Raw genomic sequence first — 20,945 nt, 5'->3', positions numbered from 1 at the left:
AATCAGTAAGTTGGCACCATTACCTACTCTCTGAGTGCAACCACCAAAGACTTTGGCAGAACATTCTTTTCGACCACCCCTGCGTTTAAGCAACAGGACTTGCTGCATTCGACATTGTTTACCATCACCCTCACGCAGTGCAGCGCTTTCTGGGATTTATGCGTCATTGTGAAACATCACAACGCAGGGCTTGCTTCGCTATCTCCCGTTGTGTTTACGTTTCTTGTGGTCATTTTGTATTTTATCTGGGTAGCGATAACGTTCTTTTTCTTCCGCATTTATGAAGACCGTTTTTCTCTCGAACGAACGCTGGTCAAGGCTGTCATCACCAATACCATCAGTGTTAAATATCAGCCAATCATTCGAATTCAGGATAAAAAAATAGTGGGCATTGAGGTTCTGTCGAGATGGCACGATCAAAAACACGGTGATGTCTCCCCGGAGCTTTTTATTCCATTAATCAAGAAGATTGGCCTGTATAGAAAATATTACATTAATATTATCGAAAAATCCCTTTTAGAAATTGCACCACTTGCAACAAAACATCAACTGGTCGTCTCACTCAACGTTGGCCGAACGGAAATCGAAGACGGGCAATTCATTGCTATCTTACGTCGCGCGTGTTTAATTCATCGCATTCCACTCTCCTTGATAAAAATCGAACTCTCTGAAAAGGCCGTTTCCACTGTAGATATTCTTGAAGAATTCTGTCGGGAATTAAAATCTCTTGGCATAAAGGTATCAATAGATGATTTTGGTGTGCAAAATTCAAATCTGGCCAGACTGTCACTTCTGGAATATGATGAAATCAAAATCGACAAATCGCTGGTCGATGGCATCAGTGAACATTATAAGCAGAACATCTTTGTTATTTTTAGTGATGCCCTTGCCCGACTGAACAAATCCCTTGTTTTTGAAGGGGTAGAGAATGAAATACAATATCGTTTTATTGCCGACAGATATCCCGATGCCCTGGTTCAGGGATGGTATTTCTCAAAATCACTGACCCGCAGTGAGCTGGCGCAGAAACTTGTCGGAGTCGCGCGGTAGCCACTGATGTCTGGCGTGCCCATGTTTTTTCGGATCAGGCATTTTCATTCCTCGCCCAAAAACATATAGTTGTAACAATCAGACGGTAGATTACCCTGAAGCACACTCTTATTTTGGTTAAAAACGTGAAATTATCCTTACTATTACCAGTGGTACTTTTCTGTCTGACCGTTATTTTCGCGTTGTTTATCGACGCCCCCGCTTCACATATTCTGCGTAAAAAATGCATGTGGTCTGATAGCGTGATGCTGAGCTGCATAGCAAAGCATCAGCATAATGGCTTTTGAGGAAGACTATTCATTCCCCCACTGATTGAGGAAATTCGCAATATCATCAATGCGGGAAGCACGGATCCCGGCCTCAGTGGCCATCTCCTGCTGGGCTTCCTCGCTGATCTCCTCGTTATTTGATAAACGGGTGAGCAGCAGCTGGAAATAATGTGCCAGCGCATCGAGCTCTGATTCAGCGACCTGCTCTGCGGCTTCCGTCGCGTACTCATCGGCAATATCATAATATTTCAGTGGGATATCGTTATTCATAACTATCTCGTTGCTAACCTGTAAGGGTAAAGCCATCAGTATATCGGACGCCTTACCTCAACCAAAGCATTGCTTCAGATGAGTAACGCAAGCAGCGCAGCGAGAGCGGGCACGGCCTGTACATACAAAATTTTTCGGCTGGCGGTGGCTGCGCCAAAGAGCCCGGCGATCAACACGCAGGTCAGGAAGAAGATGGCCACATGAACGCCCTTTTCACCGAGCCAGAGGCTCCAGAGCAGACCAGCCGCCAGAAAACCGTTATACAGCCCCTGATTTGCGGCCAGCACGCGGGTGTCGCGCGCAAAATCGGGACGCAGATTAAAAGCCTTGTGCCCTGTTTCGGTGTTCCACAGAAACATTTCCAGCACAAGAATGTAGAGATGGATGAATGCAACGACAGCGATAAGGACAGTGGCTAACATCGTGTTGTCTCCTGCAGGCAGAGGTAAAAAAAACGGGAACCCTCAGGCCCCCGCTCTTGTTTAACCCAGAATCTGGATTACATGTTCGCGATAATCGCGTCACCAAACTCTGAACATTTCAGCAGCTTAGCGCCGTCCATCAGACGTTCGAAATCATAGGTCACGGTCTTGGCAGCGATAGCGCCTTCCATGCCTTTAACGATCAGGTCTGCGGCTTCGAACCATTCCATATGGCGCAGCATCATTTCTGCGGACAGGATGATAGAGCCTGGGTTCACTTTGTCCTGGCCTGCATATTTTGGTGCAGTACCGTGGGTCGCTTCGAACAGGGCGCACTCGTCACCGATGTTCGCGCCCGGGGCAATACCGATACCGCCAACCTGTGCCGCCAGGGCATCAGAAATGTAGTCACCGTTCAGGTTCATACAGGCGATCACGTCGTATTCAGCAGGACGCAGCAGGATTTGCTGCAGGAACGCATCGGCGATCACATCTTTAATGATGATCTCTTTGCCAGTGTTCGGGTTCTTGATTTTCTGCCACGGGCCGCCGTCAATCAGCTCACCACCGAACTCTTCTTTCGCCAACTGGTAACCCCAGTCTTTGAACGCGCCTTCGGTGAACTTCATGATGTTGCCTTTGTGAACCAGGGTCACAGAGTCACGGTCGTTGGTGATGGCGTACTCGATGGCCGCACGTACCAGACGCTTGGTGCCTTCTTCGGAGCACGGCTTGATGCCGATACCGCAATGTTCAGGGAAGCGAATTTTCTTCACGCCCATCTCATCGCGCAGGAATTTAATCACTTTTTCTGCGTCTGCAGAGTCAGCTTTCCATTCGATACCTGCGTAGATGTCTTCTGCGTTTTCGCGGAAGATAACCATGTCGGTCAGTTCAGGGTGCTTAACCGGGCTTGGGGTGCCCTGGTAGTAACGAACCGGACGCAGACACACGTACAGGTCCAGCTCCTGACGCAGTGCAACGTTCAGAGAACGGATACCGCCACCGACAGGTGTAGTCAGTGGGCCTTTAATAGCAACGCGGTAGTCGCGGATCAGGTCCAGCGTCTCCGCTGGCAGCCAGACGTCCTGGCCATAAACTTGAGTAGATTTTTCACCGGTGTAAATTTCCATCCAGGAAATTTTACGCTCGCCTTTGTAGGCTTTCTCAACAGCGGCATCAACCACTTTCAGCATTGCCGGGGTAACGTCTACACCGATACCGTCACCTTCGATGAACGGGATAATCGGATTGTGAGGAACGTTAATCTTGCCGTTTTGCAGGGTGATCTTTTTACCTTCCGCCGGAACAACTACTTTGCTTTCCATTAACCTCTCCTTCGAGCGCTTCTGGTTGTTACTGATCTTATGTTAATAAATTGTAATGAGCCCTTCGATAGTACCTGATTGTCCGACGCCATGAAAGGTCTTCGTTATTAGGCTATAATGCGGCAATTGATAGAGCCTGAAAATACCATGAAGAAAACTTCTTTTACAAAACACCGGGTTGAGCGATTCAGCTCGCGACAAGCCGCCAGAAGACCGCAAGAAAGCCAGCCGAAGCGGGTTATTTTGTTCAATAAACCCTACGATGTTTTGCCGCAATTCACTGATGAAGCCGGGCGCAGCACGCTTAAGGATTACATTCCAGTCCAGGGCGTTTATGCTGCCGGGCGTCTGGACCGTGACAGCGAAGGCCTACTGGTCTTAACTAACGACGGAGCCCTACAGGCGAAGCTTACGCAGCCGGGGAAGCGCACGGGTAAAATTTACTTCGTACAGGTAGAAGGTGAACCGGATGAAGAGACGCTGGCAACATTACGCAGCGGCGTCACGCTGAATGACGGTCCAACTTTGCCGGCAGGTATTGAACGCGTGAATGAACCGGAGTGGCTGTGGCCGCGTAACCCGCCCATCCGCGAACGCAAATCCATTCCGACAAGCTGGCTCAAAATTACCCTTTATGAAGGCCGAAACCGTCAGGTTCGGCGCATGACCGCACACGTTGGCTTCCCTACCCTGCGCCTGATTCGCTACGCCATGGGCAACTACACGCTGGAGAGCCTGGCTAACGGTGAATGGCGGGACGCTACCTCCTAAGGAGTCACTATGTTCAAACCTCATGTCACTGTCGCCTGTGTCGTTCACGCGCAAGGTAAATTCCTGGTCGTCGAAGAGACGATTGGCGGCAAAGCCTTATGGAACCAACCCGCAGGACACCTCGAAGAAAACGAAACGCTGCTGCAGGCCGCAAAACGCGAGCTGTGGGAAGAGACGGGGGTCCATGCCGAACCTCAGCACTTCATCCGCCTGCACCAGTGGATAGCGCCTGACCACACGCCTTTCCTGCGCTTTTTATTCGCCGTTGAGCTTAACGAAATGTGCGCCACAGAGCCGCAGGATGATGATATCGACCGCTGCCTGTGGGTCACTGCTGACGAGATCCTGAACGCGCCAAACCTGCGCTCGCCGCTGGTTGCGGAAAGCATTCGCTGCTGGCAGTCTTCTGGCCGCTTACCGCTGGATGTTATCGGAGAATTTAACTGGCCGTTTACAGAGGGTGTCAATGGTGGGGGGGCGTGATAGAATACGCCGCCTTGAAGTTCAATGTCGTGAGTATTCCATGTCAGATAACAGCCAGAAAAAAGTAATCGTCGGCATGTCCGGCGGTGTCGATTCCTCCGTTTCCGCCTACCTGTTACAACAACAGGGCTATAAGGTGGAGGGCCTGTTCATGAAGAACTGGGAGGAAGATGATGGCGAGGAATACTGCACTGCCGCTGCGGATCTCGCCGATGCGCAGGCCGTATGCGACAAGCTCGGCATTGAACTGCACACCGTTAACTTTGCCGCAGAATACTGGGACAACGTTTTTGAACTGTTCCTGGAAGAGTACAAAGCAGGCCGTACGCCAAACCCGGATATTCTGTGCAACAAAGAGATCAAATTTAAAGCCTTCCTGGAATTCGCGGCGGAAGATCTGGGCGCAGACTTCATTGCGACCGGTCACTACGTGCGTCGTGCCGATGTGAATGGCAAAAGCCAGCTGCTGCGCGGCCTGGACGGTAACAAAGATCAAAGTTACTTCCTCTATACGCTGAGCCACGAGCAAATCGCCCAGAGCCTGTTCCCGGTCGGCGAGCTGGAAAAGCCGCAGGTGCGTAAAATCGCCGAAGAGCTGGACCTGATCACCGCGAAGAAAAAAGACTCTACCGGTATCTGCTTCATCGGCGAGCGCAAATTCCGCGATTTCCTGGGGCGTTACCTGCCTGCGCAGCCAGGTAAAATTGTTACCGTCGACGGGGAAGAGATTGGCCAGCATCAGGGGCTGATGTACCACACCTTAGGCCAACGTAAAGGCCTGGGTATCGGCGGGACGAAAGAAGGTAGCGAAGATCCGTGGTACGTGGTCGACAAAGATGTCGAAAACAATATTCTGGTTGTCGCTCAGGGTCACGACCACCCGCGTCTGATGTCCGTTGGCCTGATCGCGCAACAGCTGCACTGGGTCGATCGCGAACCGCTGAAAGGCACGCTGCGCTGCACGGTGAAAACGCGCTACCGTCAGACCGATATTCCTTGCACTGTTACTGCGCTCGATGACGATCGCATTGACGTGCGATTCGACGAGCCTGTTGCTGCTGTCACCCCGGGTCAGTCTGCTGTTTTCTATAGCGGCGAAATCTGCCTGGGTGGCGGGATCATTGAACAGCGCCTGCCGCTGACCGCTGTTTAACACGATTGCACACATAAAGGAGACCGTGTGGCGAAGAACTACTATGACATCACCCTGGCACTGGCGGGAATTTGCCAGTCTGCCCGTCTGGTGCAACAGCTGGCGCATCAGGGTCATTGCGACGCTGATGCGCTGCACGTTTCACTCAACAGCGTTATCGACCTCAACCCCGGCTCAACCCTGGGTGTCTTCGGTGGGAGTGAAACTAATCTTCGTCTCGGTCTTGAAACCCTGCTTGGCGTGCTGAACGCCAGTAGCCGTCAGGGATTAAACGCAGAGTTGACCCGCTACACGTTAAGCCTGATGGTGCTTGAGCGTAAGCTGAGCGCAGCGAAAGGTGCGCTCAATACGCTTGGTGACCGCATTGCCGGGTTGCAACGTCAGCTCGACCATTTTGATCTGCAGTCCGAAACGCTGCTGAGTGCCATGGCTGCCATTTATGTTGACGTCATTAGCCCACTTGGCCCGCGTATTCAGGTCACCGGTTCCCCTGCTGTTCTGCAAAGCCCTCAGGTCCAGGCAAAAGTGCGTGCCTCCCTGCTGGCCGGGATCCGCGCCGCTGTGCTGTGGCATCAGGTTGGCGGCGGCCGCCTGCAGTTAATGTTTTCTCGTAATCGCCTGACTACTCAGGCAAAACAAATTCTTGCTCATTGTTAACCTCCCGGAGTTGCGAATTATGGAATTATCCTCACTGACCGCCGTATCCCCTGTCGATGGACGCTATGGCGATAAAGTCAGCGCGCTGCGCGGGATCTTCAGCGAATATGGTTTGCTGAAGTTCCGTGTTCAGGTTGAAGTACGCTGGCTGCAAAAGCTAGCCGCCCAGGCAGCAATCAAGGAAGTTCCTGCTTTTGACGCCCAGGCAAACGATTACCTTGATAAAATCGTTGCTGACTTCAACGAAGAAGATGCCGCGCGTATCAAAACCATCGAGCGCACCACCAACCATGACGTGAAAGCGGTTGAGTACTTCCTGAAAGAGAAAGTGGCTGCTGTGCCTGCTCTGCATGCCGTATCTGAATTCATTCATTTCGCCTGCACATCAGAAGATATCAACAACCTGTCTCACGCGCTGATGCTCTCTACCGCACGCAAAGATGTGGTACTGCCTTACTGGCGTAAAATCATCGACGCGGTAAAAGCGCTGTCCGTGGAATACCGCGACATTCCGCTGCTCTCCCGTACCCACGGCCAGCCAGCTACCCCATCCACGATGGGTAAAGAGATGGCGAACGTCGCGTACCGTATGGAGCGCCAGTATCGTCAGCTGGAACAGGTTGAAATTCTGGGTAAAATCAACGGTGCGGTCGGTAACTATAACGCCCACATCGCCGCTTACCCGGAAGTGGACTGGCACCAGTTCAGCGAAGAGTTCGTCACCTCTCTGGGTATTCAGTGGAACCCGTACACTACCCAGATTGAGCCGCATGACTACATCGCCGAACTGTTTGACTGCATCGCGCGCTTCAACACCATCCTGATCGACTTCGATCGTGACGTGTGGGGCTACATCGCGCTGAACCACTTCAAGCAGAAAACCATCGCCGGTGAAATTGGTTCTTCTACCATGCCGCACAAAGTGAACCCAATCGACTTCGAAAACTCTGAAGGCAACCTGGGTCTGGCGAACGCCGTGCTGCAGCATATGGCAAGCAAACTGCCTGTTTCCCGCTGGCAGCGTGACCTGACAGACTCCACCGTTCTGCGTAACCTGGGTGTGGGCATTGGCTACGCGCTGATTGCTTACCAGTCCACCCTGAAAGGTGTGAGCAAACTGGAAGTGAACCGTGACCGTCTGCTGGACGAACTGGATCACAACTGGGAAGTTCTGGCTGAGCCAATCCAGACCGTGATGCGTCGTTACGGTATCGAAAAACCGTACGAGAAACTGAAAGAGTTGACTCGCGGTAAACGCGTTGACGCTGAAGGCATGAAACAGTTTATCGACAGTCTGGCATTGCCAGAAGAAGAGAAAACCCGCCTGAAAGCGATGACCCCGGCGAATTACATTGGTCGCGCCATCACCATGGTTGATGAACTGAAGTAAAGGCCCTCTACCCTCTTTCCGCCCGGAAAGAGGGTTGCTTTCCCCCGGTTTACTAAATGTTTATCCCCACAACAACATAATCAGCGTTAGACTACTTAGCGAAAAACACAACCAACATTAAAACAACAACTTATATATTAATCAGTAGCTTATAGCTATTACAGTGCGGACATTATCGGACAATAATGGTCATTTTATCGCCCCAAATCATGCCCCTGGCACGATTTTGCCCCCAAAATCCCCCTCTTTTGCGTAGCTCCTTCCAATTTCGTAACACACCGCTTTACGCACTCCATGCTCATCAGCATAATCGCCCCGAATCCGTTTGTAAGACTTAACCAGCGCGCTACTTTTTCTAGCTGCCTTATACTTTCAGTCTGACTGACTGGAGGTTTCTATGTGTGGACGTTTTGCACAAGCCCAAACTCGTGAAGAATATCTGGCTTACCTGGCCGATGAAGCCGATCGTGACATTGCGTATGATCCGGAACCTATTGGCCGGTACAACGTGGCGCCTGGTACCAAAGTTCTGCTGCTGAGCGAACGCGACGAGCAGCTGCATCTTGATCCGGTTCTGTGGTCTTACGCGCCAGGGTGGTGGGATAAAGCACCATTGATAAACGCGCGGGTCGAGACGGCGGCCACCAGCAGGATGTTCAAGCCTCTCTGGCAGTATGGCCGAGCAATCTGCTTTGCTGATGGATGGTTCGAGTGGAAGAAGGAAGGCGAAAAGAAGCAGCCATATTTTATTCACCGAGCAGACGGCCAGCCGATTTTTATGGCGGCGATCGGCAGCACACCGTTTGAACGCGGCGATGATGCGGAAGGTTTTCTCATTGTGACATCGGCAGCAGATAAAGGTCTGGTAGATATTCACGACCGTCGGCCACTTGTTTTGTCTCCAGAAGCCGCCCGGGAGTGGATGCGCCAAGATATAGGCGGGAAAGAAGCTGAGGAGATAGCAGCAGACGGTGCTGTGCCAGCTGACAAATTTATCTGGCACGCCGTGACGCGCGCCGTGGGTAATGTGAAGAACCAGGGGCCGGAGCTAATCGAGGCGGTACAATGAAAAGTAAAAGAGACCAGACGCGTCTGAAATGAGCGAGGAGCAGACGTTATATTTGACACCTACCCGCTCTGTGCCTCAGGTGTTCCCTGATGGAATACCAATTTCCATTGCCCGTTCTCAGATGTTTCCCAGCATGAAGAACGAAGGGATGCACGACTACCATCTGGATTGATAGTTCTGTAGTGCAATATTGCGAAATTATCTCCAGCGCTGATAAGCCGGAAATCACCACTAATAATAGCTGGGACGCTATCTTCACTCAGAAGGGCTTCAATAGTCTGTGCACGATCAACTAATACGCCTGAACGCGTTATTTCGCTAAATCTCTCATGGAGTATCTGTTCAAGCCATTCCCGATTTTTCCGCCTGCTGCCATGAAGAGAACATTCGAGTCTTTTTAACGTATCCAGTAGCATAGCTTTTGCCCTCATCACAATCGAACATTAACTCTTAAGGCAATATTCGCAGGAATGCAACGTCCGTTACCGGCACAGATCCAGTGCGAACTGCGGCGCTGAGGTTCTGCTATGAGCGAGAAGCGGAAATTCATGGTAATTTACATCCAGATGCAAGCTTCATTAACTGTTTGTCAATAAAGTGGGAGCTGGTCACGTTGTACCTTACGGAAAAGCCCGCAGGCGCAAAAAAGCCAGAACCCACAGCTGGTTAACGTCGCAAGTGAAGTAGTTTTCATAAAATCATATGACTATCATTTTTTATGCGTATGGCCCGGATGAAAGAAACATTTCCGGAAGTAACATTGCAACCGGAAGGATGAAGAATCTCCGGCTAACACAGGTTATACGGTATACAAATGCGAACAAGCAAACCAGTATCAAAACGCGCGGAAGTTTTGAGTGCTATGCTTCCCCCCAGCCGTTGAACGCAGGTTTTTACAATCGATAACCCCAGCCCTGAACCCGGCTGTGAAGTTCCCTCTGCGCGATAAAATGCTCCGAAAACCTTATCTCTTTCTGATTCTGAAATCCCGGGCCCGCTGTCTTCGACCTCAATAACTAAAAAATCGCATTCCCGTCCTGCTGACAAATCAATACGTCCCCGTGGAGGGGTAAACCGTACCGCGTTCTCCGTAACGTTTTTAATGGCGGTATAAAGGGCATTTTTGTCAGTAACAATAACCGGAAGGGCTTCAGTTTCTGAGGACTGCAGAATACCAATGTCGATATATTTTTCCGTCGCAAGAGGCAGGATTGTCTCAATTACGCTGCGAAACAGTGAAACAACATCAACGGAGTCGTGATGAGCTTTGTTCTCATTTTGTTGTTCGCGGGCCAGCGAAAGCAGTTGTTCAAGCAGTCTTTTTTCACGCGAGATACCTGTCTGAAGGACCGTGAGCCGCTGACGTGCCTCCTCAGACATCTCTGACGCAGAAAGTCGTTCTGCCTGAAGCGAAAGTGCAGTTAAAGGCGTTCGTAACTCATGTGCCGCATCGGCTATAAAACGTTTTTGCGTCTGAATGGCCGCATCAACTCTGCTCAGCAGATCGTTTATACTAATAATAAATGGTTGTATTTCATCGGGAATGTTTTTGTCTCTGACGGGTGTAAGGTCGTTGTCATTACGGGAGCAAACAGCTTCGGCTACACGTTGAAGCGGTATAAAGGCTTTTCTGACGACGAACCAGGCCACTAACATAAACACCGGAAACAGAATGAGGAATGGGATCAAAGAACGCAAAGCGCTGCCAATTGCAATATCGTCCCGGACATCGGATTGCTGTCCGACCACGACTTTTGCTTCGGGAGAATACTGGGTGATCAGTATACGGTAGCGTTTATTCCCTGACTCCACATCCAGGAATCCGTCGCTCACTGTGGAGGATAATTCAAAATGCATCGTTGAGGCGGGTACATGAGCGGCATTATGCGGAAGATATTCAACCAAAATTTTTTCCTCGTTATCCCCTTCCATGCTCCGGCCGATCTGTTCAGGAATCCGCTCATTCCCTGACGAGTATTTCAGCACCACGGCAATCTGTTTCAGCGTATTGTCCTGTAATTCATGGGATTCATCGAGCGCCAGAAAAAACGTGAGTGCACCTGAAATCGTCCCGGTGAACAGAATGGCGATAAAAAGTGACAGCGAAAGCCGATATTTAACTGATTTCATCATTTGCTTTTAGGGACCAGCCAGCCCACACCTCTCACGTTCCTGATAGCGTCTCGGCCAATTTTTTTTCTCAGTGAGTGGATTAAAAATTCTATCGCATTACTCTCCACCTCTTCACCCCAGCCATAGATACGATCTTCAAGGTCAGAGCGGGATAAGATCCCCCCCGGTCTGATGAGAAGCGCCTCCAGCACTGCAAACTCGCGGTTTGATAACAGAAAGGACAAGCCGGAAGTGGTGACCTGCACTTCATGGCTGTCAGGATCCAGCATCAGCTCGCCGTTGGTCAGAACAGGAGAGCCACTGCCGCCATTTCTGCGCAAAACAGCATGAATTCGAGCCACCAGCTCGCTCAAATCAAAGGGTTTAATAATATAATCATCGGCCCCGCCATTCAGTCCCCTGAGACGATCCTCCAGTGCATCACGTGCGGTTATTATCAGAACCGAAACCGTTGCGCTGTGTTTACGCATTCCGGCCATAACACTGAAGCCATCCTTGCCTGGCAGGCCAAGATCAAGCAGAACAAGATCATAATGTTGAGTAACAAAGGTTGAGAGGGCATCATTGCCATTTTTGACCCAGTCCACTGCAAATGAAGCTTCTCTCAGAGACTCCGCAACAATCTCCCCAATCATGGCATCATCTTCAACGAGCAATATTCGCATTTTAAGGGATCCCGCACTAACAAATGCCTCAACATCCGGCAGATAGTCTGAACCGGCAACGGCGATAAACCAGTACGTTTCGTTTATCCTGCCAGACAGTAACCGATGAACCTTAACGTTTTATCATATAAAAGCAGCAGGGTTGTAATTTTACAACCCTGCATATGGTTTACGGATTAATATGATCATGACCAATTGTGAATGGAGCTTCACAGCTATGGTATAAAGGATTACAGTAATTTTTTTCCGCACCATTTTTTTGCGAAATCTTGTCCTTCCCGACAGTAAACGGGGCTTCACACTTATGCTGACCGGGATTACAGTCAGCGTTACCGGCATACGCCTCTGATGTCAGAACTGCCATTGTCAGCCCGGAGCAAAAGAGCATCATTGCTGCCGGCAATAATTTCTGTGTCTTTTTCATGTCAGTCACCTTATTTATACATATCGGCTTCGATGGTTTTATGCTCCTGATGACCCTGTTCACCGATAATCACGTAATATTTACCGCCATGTTTTGCCACTGCATCTTTAAGATCCTGATTGTCCATGGTAAATCCATCCTGAGTTACAGCGATATTTCCGATTTTATCCAGACCTGCGGCCTGGCTGCGGGTGAGTTCCTGAGGGTGAAGCGGTGACATGGCAGAATTTGTCACGCTGGCATATACGCTGCCCGTTGCTGTAGCCATTAACAGTGCGATTACAGGCATCAATGTTGTACGTTTCATGATAAACCTCCTGCTGGGTGCCATTATTGTTCAGGCTTTGTGGCCTGAAAAAAAATTACAGGAGAAAACTTAGGGCATACTGAGCATTTCAACATTTTTATAAAAAAATCGGGGAAACGGTACCAATAGTGATTAATGTCTGACGACAGGGCATAACACCACCTCTTCAATACCTGCACAGGACTGCGTGGCACAGATGAAATAAAAAAGAATTGCCCTGAGACATAAAAGAAGGGAAGTCGCTCCGGATGATAACATCAGGAGCGGAGAAGATTCAGATTGATTGCAAGGTTAAAAGCACTCAGACAGTGCTATTCAGCTCTCGCAGCTACATAGTAGCTTAACGCCATATGTAGGAGCCCCATGGCCCCGTGTGCAAAAAAATAGACCTCAATAAATCCGGTCAGAAATTTATGCAAGCTGATAATTTGTTCTGGGTTAACGGACGTGGTTACTGCAAAATAATCAAGGAGAAACCACAATGCCCCGCTGAGTGCGACAGCGAGTAATGCAAGTACACCGAGTCCCTGGATAGTACTGGCAATTCCGCCCGGGTGAGCATCAGGGAGGCGAAACTGGCGGAGGGTAAGGATATCTTGCTTAATTCCGCTGAAATCCATAAAAATCCAGCTAAAATAATAACGGAAACCTCTTCTCACCAGCATCCAGACAAGCATTACAAGGCCAAGAACGATAAGTCCGGCACCAGAGAAGATATGAAGCCAGGTCATGAGATTACTGATACCTGTCTGCCCGATGGCATCCCTGCTGATCACATTAGAGTTAATGATCTGAAAAAGGATGAGTACCGCGATAACAATGTGCAGTAGCCGGAACCCGGGAAATTCACGGTGGGGAAGTTGAAGCCATAGTTTTTTTAGCATACTGAATATCCTTTAATCACAATTTATCAAACGGGAAATCTATAACTTCTGGATTAAGATAACCTTACGTAAGTTCTTCTACGAACGATCATCTCACCCTTGAGGCAGGCTCCTGAATGCAGCGAACTACAGAAAAGTATAGAATGGCAGCAGAGGAAAGTGTTACCGTCCCCGCGAGTTTTTTATTCTGGCGCACCATAAGAGTGGTGTTAATCATTTCCTGAGAGCGCAGATCATACAGGATAAAATTGACAGTTTGTGGTGATGGCAACGTCGCGAATTTAGAGAACTGAGCTAAGGTTAAATACGGTTTTACCATAGAGTAATACATACGACTGACGTCCTGTTTCTCGGGATCTTTATATATGGATCAACCATAATGGAAATGGATAGAGATTCATGAAAAAAAAGGGATGATAATGATCAAACTGACTGTTTGGTATGTAAAAGTGCGGAAGAAGTGAAACTACTCAGACTGTAAATTTGCCTGATAAATTTTGCCAACCTTTATGACTATACACTGAACTAATTGGGTCGTACAGATGTTGAAAACGTCCGCTCCTGGCACAAAGCGGACCAAGACATCAGGAATACTTATCGGACTCTTAGCAGATCTGAATATCTCGTCGTATATCGAGGCGACAGCATTTCTCGCTTCATTTGCCACTGTTGCTGAATGCCCTGCCCGGCAAAGTAGAGCGTTCCTTTGCCGTCTCTGGCATTGAGTTGATCAAGAACCTCCATCAGTTTATCACTACCGGGCCGCGGCGCGTTTTCATCGAACAAGTTGAGCTGGGCTACCCCCTGACTGAAGAAATCACCCAGCATAATGCCGGCTTTCTGGTACCTGTGGCCATCCTTCCAGATTTTATCCAGGCACTTTACCGCGGCGTTAATGATGTCGCGAGAATCCTGTGTAGGAGTGAGAAGTTTCATTGACGCACTGTTGCCGTAATATGGCTCATTAAGCGCAAAGGGAGAGGTTTTCACGAATGCAGAAATAAAGCGGCAATACTGATGCTCACCACGTAGTTTTTCAGCGCCTCGGGCGGCATAAGAGCAAATGGCTTGCCTCATTTGTTCGTACTCAGTAACGCGTTCACCGAACGACCTGCTGCAGACAATTTCCTGCTTTGCTGGTGCAAACTCTTCCAGATCGAGGCATGGTTCGCCGCGCAGCTCCCTGACCGTTCGCTCAAGTACCACGTTAAAGTGTTTACGGATAATCCAGGTGCTTTGTTCTGAGAGGTCCAGAGCTGTTTTGATGCCCATGGCGTTCAACTTCTTACTGATGCGCCTGCCTACGCCCCATACATCTTCTACAGGCACGATAGCCAACAACCGCCGTTGGCGATCGATATTGGACAAATCGACCACCCCGCCGGTCTGGCGCTGCCATTTCTTGGCTGCGTGATTGGCGAGCTTCGCCAGTGTCTTTGTCTGGGCAATGCCAACCCCGACAGTCAGGTGCGTACGCTTCAGAACCGTCGCGCGGATCTCTTTGCCGAACTCAGTCAGATTCCGGCAGTTGCGAACACCTGTCAGGTCACAAAAAGCTTCATCGATACTGTAGATTTCGACGCGAGGGCTCATTTCCTCCAGCGTTGTCATCACCCTGTTGGACATGTCTGCGTACAGCTCGTAATTGCTGCTGAAGCAAACAACACCAGCGCGCCGGAACAACTCTTTTTGCTTGAAGAACGGCTCACCCATGGTAATTCCAGCGGCCTTGGCCTCGGCGCTGCGTGCAATTACACAGCCATCGTTATTCGAGAGCACGACCACCGGCCGCCCCCTCAGATCAGGTCTGAACACCGTCTCGCATGATGCGTAGAACGAATTCACATCACAGAGCGCAAACATGTTCAGCTCGCAGATTTAACGATGAAAGTCACGACACCAAACACATCGAGAGTGTCCTCGCTACCGACGATGATCGGTGAGTAGGCGCTGTTCATTGGAATGAGCTGGACGGTCGGGCGCAGCTGCAGGCGTTTAACAGTGAACTCCCCTTCCACCGCAGCGATGACAATGTCACCGTGCTCAGCAGTCCTGGAGCTGTCCACCACCAGCAGGTCGCCGTCGCTGATCCCGGCTTCGATCATTGAATCACCTGCGGCTTTGACGAAATAGGTGGAACTCGGATGAGCGACAAGTAGCTCATTGAGATCGATACGCTGTTCAACGTAATCAGCTGCGGGGCTTGGGAAACCACACTGTACTAAGTCACTGAAAAGCGGAAGAGCGATAATTTCTCGCAGTTCTGTTGGCCTGATGAATTCCATTGCACACACCTCAAATACTGTTTTTATATACAGTAGTTTTATTTGTAAGTGTCCGCAAGATGCAGGCTCAGCAGCGGCTGCTTAAAGCTTCGCCGTTTCGTTTCTAAGTTTCTCACGCGCTTCGAGTTATGAGTTTTGTAAATTTTATGGCAGTAACTCTTAATGAGCAGATTTTAGCCGCCGACCATTCCTGCATGCGATGGGCGGCGGTTTACTCAACTTCCGGACTGCAACGCCTCTACCTGTTTCTTTAAATCTTCAATTTGATCCATTAAGGCAAGAATAGCTTCGTGATGAAGCGCGGACGAGAGGCCGAACGTATCTACCGTTTTCGCGTCCTCTACAATGGATCCATCATTCAGCTTAATATCCCCCGCCACTGTCACAGCTTGCGGGAATGAGTCCTCAACTTCCTGAGCTATGAAACCATATCCATGCAATCCATTATCAAGGCAGTCCCATTCACATCCTGATAATGAACGCATTGCAGTTAACGGATCGGCAATACGTTTAATATTGTGTTTAATTCTGCGATCGGAAGGTGGTTGCCAGTTACCCACGGCTTGTCCATTGCGGTTGAAAATCCATGAGACGCTTCCACTTGGCGCATCAATTCCGATAGCTACAGATGCCACCTCGTAATCAGTGGTTGTATATTGGCTTGAAATATAACCCTGAGAGTTTGGCCTTTTCATTATCATCCCGCCGAAATGAGTGCCAGCGGTACCGGGGTTATACGTCATAAGTTGCGTGGTGTGCCCGTAATTATTATCAAGCACAATGTAATCACCTTTAACAGACCCGCCCGTCTTTCCGTTAATGGTGTTTAGTCGCGAATCATCCCCGGCCGCCACAGCTCCCGCAGTTGTTCCGACGTTCCTGGTGGCACTGTTTCCTAAACCGACCTTTATTCAACTTTATCGGCAGTGAGGGCCTGCTCTGCAGCTCTGTGTTTTTTGTTGTATAAGGAATCAGCAGGCATTTCGACACGAACGGACACAAACTGGTCGCGCGGAATGTCGACAGGATCGCCATTACTCACTCCGTCCTTTTCATTTCTGGCAAATGATGGTGCGTCTGGATGCGTGCGGTGATAGGTTTTCACTAACACTGAACCGGCAGCATTAACCTCATAATCCAGCCAGATCAGGGGCTGTTTGTTGCGGTCTGTGGGGATATCAAAACCACCATCAATGCCGCCCCAGGCAGCATCAGAATTGAGTGCTTCGCACCCATCAATGAGATATTGGCCTACATCCAGACGAGTGACCGTGACGCCTTCTGTTTCATCGTTAGTATCATATCGTCCGTCACCGTAAATCTTCACGATTGGTGACGCGATTTTGATAAACCCGTTGCTATCTACGGTTGTGTTGCTTGTATCACGCACTACGGCGAGATTGTACCAGGACTGAGAGTTGGGGTTATAGACCTTGTAACCGAACCCACGTTTACCATTATTGTCGCCATAAAAACCTATTAGCTGCATTCGGGCGGCTTCATCGGCAGAGGTAATATCAATCCATGCCCCTACGGCTCCACCTTCAACCTGGCCAGTAATGAAACCGGTACTGTTTTTCCAGTAAATGTTCGTAGGTGTATCACCAGGCGCAAACCGTGCTGTCTTTTGTCTAATGGCTCCAATGTTAGTACAGGCTCCCCAGTAATCTCCGGTGGTTGCACCCGTTCCACCATAACGGGTTCCGAGTGGTACCGGATTACCATTATCCGAAACAACGACGCCCCATTCGTCTTTTCGTACGACAAGCGCATGATCCTGCGACGGACCATAGACGATGCTCTGATCTTCTTGGGTAACGAATGTGCCTAAACCGAGGTTTGTGCGAGCGCCTGATGCGGTTGTCGATCCGGTACCGCCCTGATTAACAGGTACGGCCCCGCCGCTCTTAGTCGCCATATTGTCAGACAGATATTTCCATGACGGGCCGGTGAAGGTAGTGCCGTCTGGCAGCTTCACTGTGATGTTTCCGGCGGCGCTGTAAACCTGCTGCCAGTTCTGTTTGTCGTAATTCAGTCCACGCAGTGCTTCAGCACTTTGCGCCACCAGCGCGGCAGTTACCATGTTCAGCGCCACGCGGGGAACTGCTGACCAGGCCGCACCGGATTGCGTTGGCCCGGTAAAGTTGCTGACCAGCGTCAGCTGGGTATTGCTCTCGACCGATTTCACCGGCAGCGTATAAGGTACACCACCCACAGTTGAGACAATAAAGTCACCTGCGGCAAGTTCGGTTGCGAATGAGATTCCTGAACCGCCAACAATAGCGGACCCGTTTGTCAGGGTGATAGTTCCTGCAGACATATGCGCTCCTTTCGGGCAATAAAAAACCCCGCCGGAGCGAGGTCAAATTTTTGAGGATAAAAACCCTTTTGTGTTTGAGAAAAAACACATCATTAGATTAAAATTCACCCATAACAACAAAAGGGAATTATATGAAAACTCGTCTTTTACTCACAGCCATTACATTTTTTATGTTTGGCTGCTCTGGCCATGAAAAAGAATATAATTTCAAAATGGATTACCCAGTAGATGCAGCGCGCTTATCACTTGGTGGTGATATTCACGTCAACATCGACTGTGTAAAAAGGAAAGTTAACGTTATTTCTGATAGCAGCAATGGTATTTTTAGCCGTCATGTGGCTTTGTTGAATAAATCGAACTTTTGCTGAGTTGAAGGATCAGATCACGCATCTTCCCGACAACGCAGACCGTTCCGTGGCAAAGCAAAAGTTCAAAATCACCAACTGGCCCACCTACAATAAAGCCCTCATCAACCGTGGCTCCATAACTTTCTGGCTGGATGATGAAGCTATTCAGGCCTGGTATGAGTCAGCAACACCTTCTTCACGAGGCAGACCTCAGCGCTATTCTGACCTTGCCATCACGACTGTGCTGGTCATTAAACGCGTATTCAGGCTGACCCTGCGCGCTGCGCAGGGCTTTATTGATTCCATTTTTTCTCTGATGAACGTTCCGCTACGCTGCCCGGATTACAGCTGTGTCAGCAGGCGGGCAAAGTCGGTTAATGTCAGTTTCAAAACGCCCACCCGGGGTGAAATCGCACACCTGGTAATTGATTCCACCGGGCTGAAGGTCTTCGGTGAAGGCGAGTGGAAAGTCAAAAAGCATGGCCAGGAACGCCGCCGTATCTGGCGTAAGCTGCATCTCGCCGTTGACAGTAAAACACATGAAATCATCTGCGCTGACCTGTCGCTGAACAACGTTACGGACTCAGAGGCCTTCCCCGGGTTAATCCGGCAAACCCACCGGAAAATCGGGGCAGCATCGGCAGACGGCGCTTACGACACCCGGCTCTGTCACGATGAACTGCGGCGTAAGAAAATCAGCGCGCTTATCCCGCCCCGAAAAGGCGCGGGTTACTGGCCCGGTGAATATGCAGACCGTAACCGTGCTGTTGCGAATCAGCGAATGACCGGGAGTAATGCGCGGTGGAAATGGACAACAGATTACAACCGTCGCTCGATAGCGGAAACGGCGATGTACCGGGTAAAACAGCAGTTCGGGGGTTCACTGACGCTGCGTGACTACGATGGTCAGGTTGCGGAGGCTATGGCCCTGGTACGAGCGCTGAACAAAATGACGAAAGCAGGTATGCCTGAAAGCGTGCGTATTGCCTGAAAACACAACCCGCTACGGGGGAGACTTACCCGAAATCTGATTTATTCAACAAAGCCACCTCAACTGTGAAAGTGAATGCAGGGCTACCAGTGGTTGGTAAATAGAATGCAGTGAAGCCGCCATTAAAAGCGCGGCAGTAATATTCATTCGCAGTGACCCCCGTCGTTACAATCGTTATAAATGAGCCATCCTGAGTTATACCCGAAAAGTAAACGTCTTTTACTGTTTCTCCAGCAGCAAACGTTACAGATGTGCTCCCTATATATCTGATTGCATAATCAGTTAGATCTACAGCAATACGCCCTGCACTATCCCAGCATTGTAAACCCTGCGGCATTACCATAACCCCATTCTGACGCGCAGCACGTTGTTGCTGTCGTAAATCTGAATAAGAGTGCTGGTTATCAGCATTCTCCCCCCTCCAGCTACGCCGTTAATTTCGAACGTCCCGTTTTTATCAATTCGCCATCCCTGCGACCCTGCAACATAATTATTTGACTGGATGAAATTGCCGATTTTGGCATTGGTGATCGTGCCATCCTGAATAAACGCCGAGCTGATAAATACCTGGCCATTTATCACCGCGAACGGTGAATACTGGGTATCACCACTGCCACTCATCAGCACGAACTGGTTAGCGTTGAAACCAACGCGGGGCTTTGTTGAATAAATCGAACTTTTGCTGAGTTGAAGGATCAGATCACGCATCTTCCCGACAACGCAGACCGTTCCGTGGCAAAGCAAAAGTTCAAAATCACCAACTGGCCCACCTACAATAAAGCCCTCATCAACCGTGGCTCCATAACTTTCTGGCTGGATGATGAAGCTATTCAGGCCTGGTATGAGTCGGCAACGCCTTCATCACGGGGAAGACCTCAGCGCTATTCTGATCTCGCCATCACCACCGTTCTGGTCATTAAACGCGTGTTCAGGTTGACCCTGCGGGCTGCACAGGGTTTTATTGATTCCATTTTTACACTGATGAATGTTCCGTTGCGCTGCCCGGATTACACCAGTGTCAGCAAGCGCGCAAAGTCGGTTAATGTCAGTTTCAAAACGCCCACCCGGGGTGAAATCGCGCATCTGGTGATTGATTCCACCGGGCTGAAGGTCTTTGGTGAAGGCGAATGGAAAGTCAAAAAACATGGCCAGGAACGCCGCCGTATCTGGCGAAAGTTGCATCTGGCAGTTGACAGCAACACACATGAAATCATCTGTGCAGACCTGTCGCTGAACAATGTGACGGACTCAGAAGCCTTCCCGGGTCTTATCCGGCAGACTCACAGAAAAATCAGGGCAGCATCGGCAGACGGCGCTTACGACACCCGGCTCTGTCACGATGAACTGCGGCGTAAGAAAATCAGCGCGCTTATCCCGCCCCGAAAAGGCGCGGGTTACTGGCCCGGTGAATATGCAGACCGTAACCGTGCTGTTGCGAATCAGCGGCTGACCGGGAGTAATGCGCGGTGGAAATGGACAACAGATTATAACCGTCGCTCGATAGCGGAAACGGCGATGTACCGGGTAAAACAGCTGTTCGGAGGTTCACTGACACTGCGTGACTACGATGGTCAGGTTGCAGAGGCTATGGCCCTGGTACGAGCGCTGAACAAAATGACGAAAGCAGGTATGCCTGAAAGCGTGCGTATTGCCTGAAAACACAACCCGCTACGGGGGAGACTTACCCGAAATCTGATTTATTCAACAAAGCCCCAACGCGGGTAACG

Annotated in this window: 23 protein-coding genes and 2 pseudogenes; 10 read left to right on the top strand and 15 right to left on the bottom strand. The window is 49.9% G+C overall.

Annotation, left to right across the window (positions count from 1 at the left end):
• Positions 1 to 24 precede the first annotated feature (24 nt).
• Positions 25 to 1,050: pseudogene (locus LCD46_08790) on the top strand (EAL domain-containing protein).
• A gap of 293 nt (positions 1,051 to 1,343) precedes the next feature.
• Here LCD46_08790 and LCD46_08785 read toward each other — a convergent pair.
• From LCD46_08785 to icd, 3 genes are all read right to left on the bottom strand, one after another.
• The gene (locus tag LCD46_08785; protein UOY72388.1) at positions 1,344 to 1,589 is read right to left on the bottom strand and encodes a YmjA family protein; all 246 of its coding nucleotides are present in this window, start codon (positions 1,587 to 1,589) and stop codon (positions 1,344 to 1,346) included.
• Between the two features lie 74 nt (positions 1,590 to 1,663).
• Positions 1,664 to 2,011, bottom strand: coding sequence for a DUF1304 domain-containing protein (locus tag LCD46_08780; GenBank protein UOY72387.1), 348 nt, complete (start codon positions 2,009 to 2,011; stop codon positions 1,664 to 1,666).
• Positions 2,012 to 2,088: 77 nt separating this feature from the next.
• A complete protein-coding gene (gene icd / locus LCD46_08775) occupies positions 2,089 to 3,339 on the bottom strand; it encodes an NADP-dependent isocitrate dehydrogenase (GenBank protein ID UOY72386.1) in 1,251 nt (416 codons plus the stop codon).
• 117 nt (positions 3,340 to 3,456) lie between these two features.
• On the opposite strand from icd, the gene rluE reads away from it, so the two are divergent.
• The 6 genes from rluE to LCD46_08745 all read left to right on the top strand — a co-directional run bounded on the left by rluE (position 3,457) and on the right by LCD46_08745 (position 8,862).
• Positions 3,457 to 4,110: a 23S rRNA pseudouridine(2457) synthase RluE gene (gene rluE / locus LCD46_08770; protein UOY72385.1), complete on the top strand. Its 654-nt coding sequence runs from the start codon at positions 3,457 to 3,459 to the stop codon at positions 4,108 to 4,110.
• Positions 4,111 to 4,119: 9 nt separating this feature from the next.
• On the top strand, positions 4,120 to 4,593 hold the full coding sequence (locus LCD46_08765; protein ID UOY72384.1) for an NUDIX hydrolase: 474 nt from the start codon (positions 4,120 to 4,122) through the stop codon (positions 4,591 to 4,593).
• A 40-nt stretch (positions 4,594 to 4,633) separates the two neighbouring features.
• Complete coding sequence (gene mnmA, locus LCD46_08760) at positions 4,634 to 5,746, top strand: tRNA 2-thiouridine(34) synthase MnmA (protein ID UOY72383.1); 1,113 nt, start codon at positions 4,634 to 4,636, stop codon at positions 5,744 to 5,746.
• Between the two features lie 27 nt (positions 5,747 to 5,773).
• Positions 5,774 to 6,403, top strand: a complete 630-nt coding sequence (gene hflD, locus LCD46_08755; GenBank protein ID UOY72382.1) for a high frequency lysogenization protein HflD — start codon at positions 5,774 to 5,776, stop codon at positions 6,401 to 6,403.
• A gap of 19 nt (positions 6,404 to 6,422) precedes the next feature.
• Positions 6,423 to 7,793, top strand: coding sequence for an adenylosuccinate lyase (gene purB, locus LCD46_08750; GenBank protein UOY72381.1), 1,371 nt, complete (start codon positions 6,423 to 6,425; stop codon positions 7,791 to 7,793).
• Between the two features lie 397 nt (positions 7,794 to 8,190).
• The gene (locus tag LCD46_08745) at positions 8,191 to 8,862 is read left to right on the top strand and encodes an SOS response-associated peptidase (protein ID UOY72380.1); all 672 of its coding nucleotides are present in this window, start codon (positions 8,191 to 8,193) and stop codon (positions 8,860 to 8,862) included.
• Positions 8,863 to 8,921: 59 nt separating this feature from the next.
• Here the strand turns inward: LCD46_08745 and LCD46_08740 are convergent, their stop codons facing one another.
• The 10 genes from LCD46_08740 to LCD46_08695 all read right to left on the bottom strand — a co-directional run bounded on the left by LCD46_08740 (position 8,922) and on the right by LCD46_08695 (position 17,880).
• The gene (locus LCD46_08740) at positions 8,922 to 9,278 is read right to left on the bottom strand and encodes a nuclear transport factor 2 family protein (protein ID UOY72379.1); all 357 of its coding nucleotides are present in this window, start codon (positions 9,276 to 9,278) and stop codon (positions 8,922 to 8,924) included.
• A gap of 373 nt (positions 9,279 to 9,651) precedes the next feature.
• Positions 9,652 to 10,995 carry a sensor histidine kinase gene (locus LCD46_08735; protein ID UOY72378.1) on the bottom strand — a complete coding sequence of 448 codons (1,344 nt, stop codon included), beginning with the start codon at positions 10,993 to 10,995 and terminating at the stop codon, positions 9,652 to 9,654.
• Positions 10,992 to 11,660: a response regulator transcription factor gene (locus LCD46_08730; GenBank protein ID UOY72377.1), complete on the bottom strand. Its 669-nt coding sequence runs from the start codon at positions 11,658 to 11,660 to the stop codon at positions 10,992 to 10,994. Before LCD46_08730 ends, LCD46_08735 begins: the two co-directional genes overlap by 4 nt.
• Before the next feature lie 169 nt (positions 11,661 to 11,829).
• Complete coding sequence (locus LCD46_08725) at positions 11,830 to 12,084, bottom strand: hypothetical protein (protein ID UOY72376.1); 255 nt, start codon at positions 12,082 to 12,084, stop codon at positions 11,830 to 11,832.
• A gap of 10 nt (positions 12,085 to 12,094) precedes the next feature.
• Positions 12,095 to 12,391, bottom strand: coding sequence for a DUF1471 domain-containing protein (locus LCD46_08720; GenBank protein ID UOY72375.1), 297 nt, complete (start codon positions 12,389 to 12,391; stop codon positions 12,095 to 12,097).
• A gap of 311 nt (positions 12,392 to 12,702) precedes the next feature.
• The gene (locus LCD46_08715) at positions 12,703 to 13,275 is read right to left on the bottom strand and encodes a cytochrome b/b6 domain-containing protein (protein UOY72374.1); all 573 of its coding nucleotides are present in this window, start codon (positions 13,273 to 13,275) and stop codon (positions 12,703 to 12,705) included.
• A 594-nt stretch (positions 13,276 to 13,869) separates the two neighbouring features.
• A complete protein-coding gene (locus tag LCD46_08710; GenBank protein UOY72373.1) occupies positions 13,870 to 15,138 on the bottom strand; it encodes a Y-family DNA polymerase in 1,269 nt (422 codons plus the stop codon).
• 2 nt (positions 15,139 to 15,140) lie between these two features.
• The gene (locus LCD46_08705) at positions 15,141 to 15,560 is read right to left on the bottom strand and encodes a translesion error-prone DNA polymerase V autoproteolytic subunit (GenBank protein UOY72372.1); all 420 of its coding nucleotides are present in this window, start codon (positions 15,558 to 15,560) and stop codon (positions 15,141 to 15,143) included.
• 215 nt (positions 15,561 to 15,775) lie between these two features.
• A complete protein-coding gene (locus LCD46_08700) occupies positions 15,776 to 16,339 on the bottom strand; it encodes a tail fiber domain-containing protein (GenBank protein ID UOY72371.1) in 564 nt (187 codons plus the stop codon).
• 128 nt (positions 16,340 to 16,467) lie between these two features.
• On the bottom strand, positions 16,468 to 17,880 hold the full coding sequence (locus LCD46_08695) for a phage tail protein (GenBank protein UOY72370.1): 1,413 nt from the start codon (positions 17,878 to 17,880) through the stop codon (positions 16,468 to 16,470).
• A gap of 131 nt (positions 17,881 to 18,011) precedes the next feature.
• On the opposite strand from LCD46_08695, the gene LCD46_08690 reads away from it, so the two are divergent.
• Together LCD46_08690 and LCD46_08685 are read left to right on the top strand one after the other, a co-directional pair.
• The gene (locus LCD46_08690; GenBank protein UOY72369.1) at positions 18,012 to 18,248 is read left to right on the top strand and encodes a hypothetical protein; all 237 of its coding nucleotides are present in this window, start codon (positions 18,012 to 18,014) and stop codon (positions 18,246 to 18,248) included.
• Between the two features lies 1 nt (position 18,249).
• The gene (locus LCD46_08685) at positions 18,250 to 19,218 is read left to right on the top strand and encodes an IS5 family transposase (GenBank protein UOY72368.1); all 969 of its coding nucleotides are present in this window, start codon (positions 18,250 to 18,252) and stop codon (positions 19,216 to 19,218) included.
• 25 nt (positions 19,219 to 19,243) lie between these two features.
• Here LCD46_08685 and LCD46_08680 read toward each other — a convergent pair whose 3' ends face one another.
• Together LCD46_08680 and LCD46_08675 are read right to left on the bottom strand one after the other, a co-directional pair.
• The gene (locus LCD46_08680) at positions 19,244 to 19,561 is read right to left on the bottom strand and encodes a hypothetical protein (protein UOY72367.1); all 318 of its coding nucleotides are present in this window, start codon (positions 19,559 to 19,561) and stop codon (positions 19,244 to 19,246) included.
• A pseudogene (locus tag LCD46_08675) lies at positions 19,555 to 19,872 on the bottom strand (DUF1983 domain-containing protein). The gene LCD46_08680 and the pseudogene LCD46_08675 overlap by 7 nt, the downstream one beginning before the upstream one ends.
• A gap of 33 nt (positions 19,873 to 19,905) precedes the next feature.
• On the opposite strand from LCD46_08675, the gene LCD46_08670 reads away from it, so the two are divergent.
• Positions 19,906 to 20,874: an IS5 family transposase gene (locus LCD46_08670; GenBank protein ID UOY72366.1), complete on the top strand. Its 969-nt coding sequence runs from the start codon at positions 19,906 to 19,908 to the stop codon at positions 20,872 to 20,874.
• Positions 20,875 to 20,945 lie beyond the last annotated feature (71 nt).

Source organism: Enterobacter ludwigii, assembly GCA_023023105.1.
Taxonomy (GTDB): domain Bacteria; phylum Pseudomonadota; class Gammaproteobacteria; order Enterobacterales; family Enterobacteriaceae; genus Enterobacter; species Enterobacter adelaidei.
Note: the sequence above shows the minus strand (reverse complement) of the source record. Positions and strands in the feature narration are given on the sequence as shown.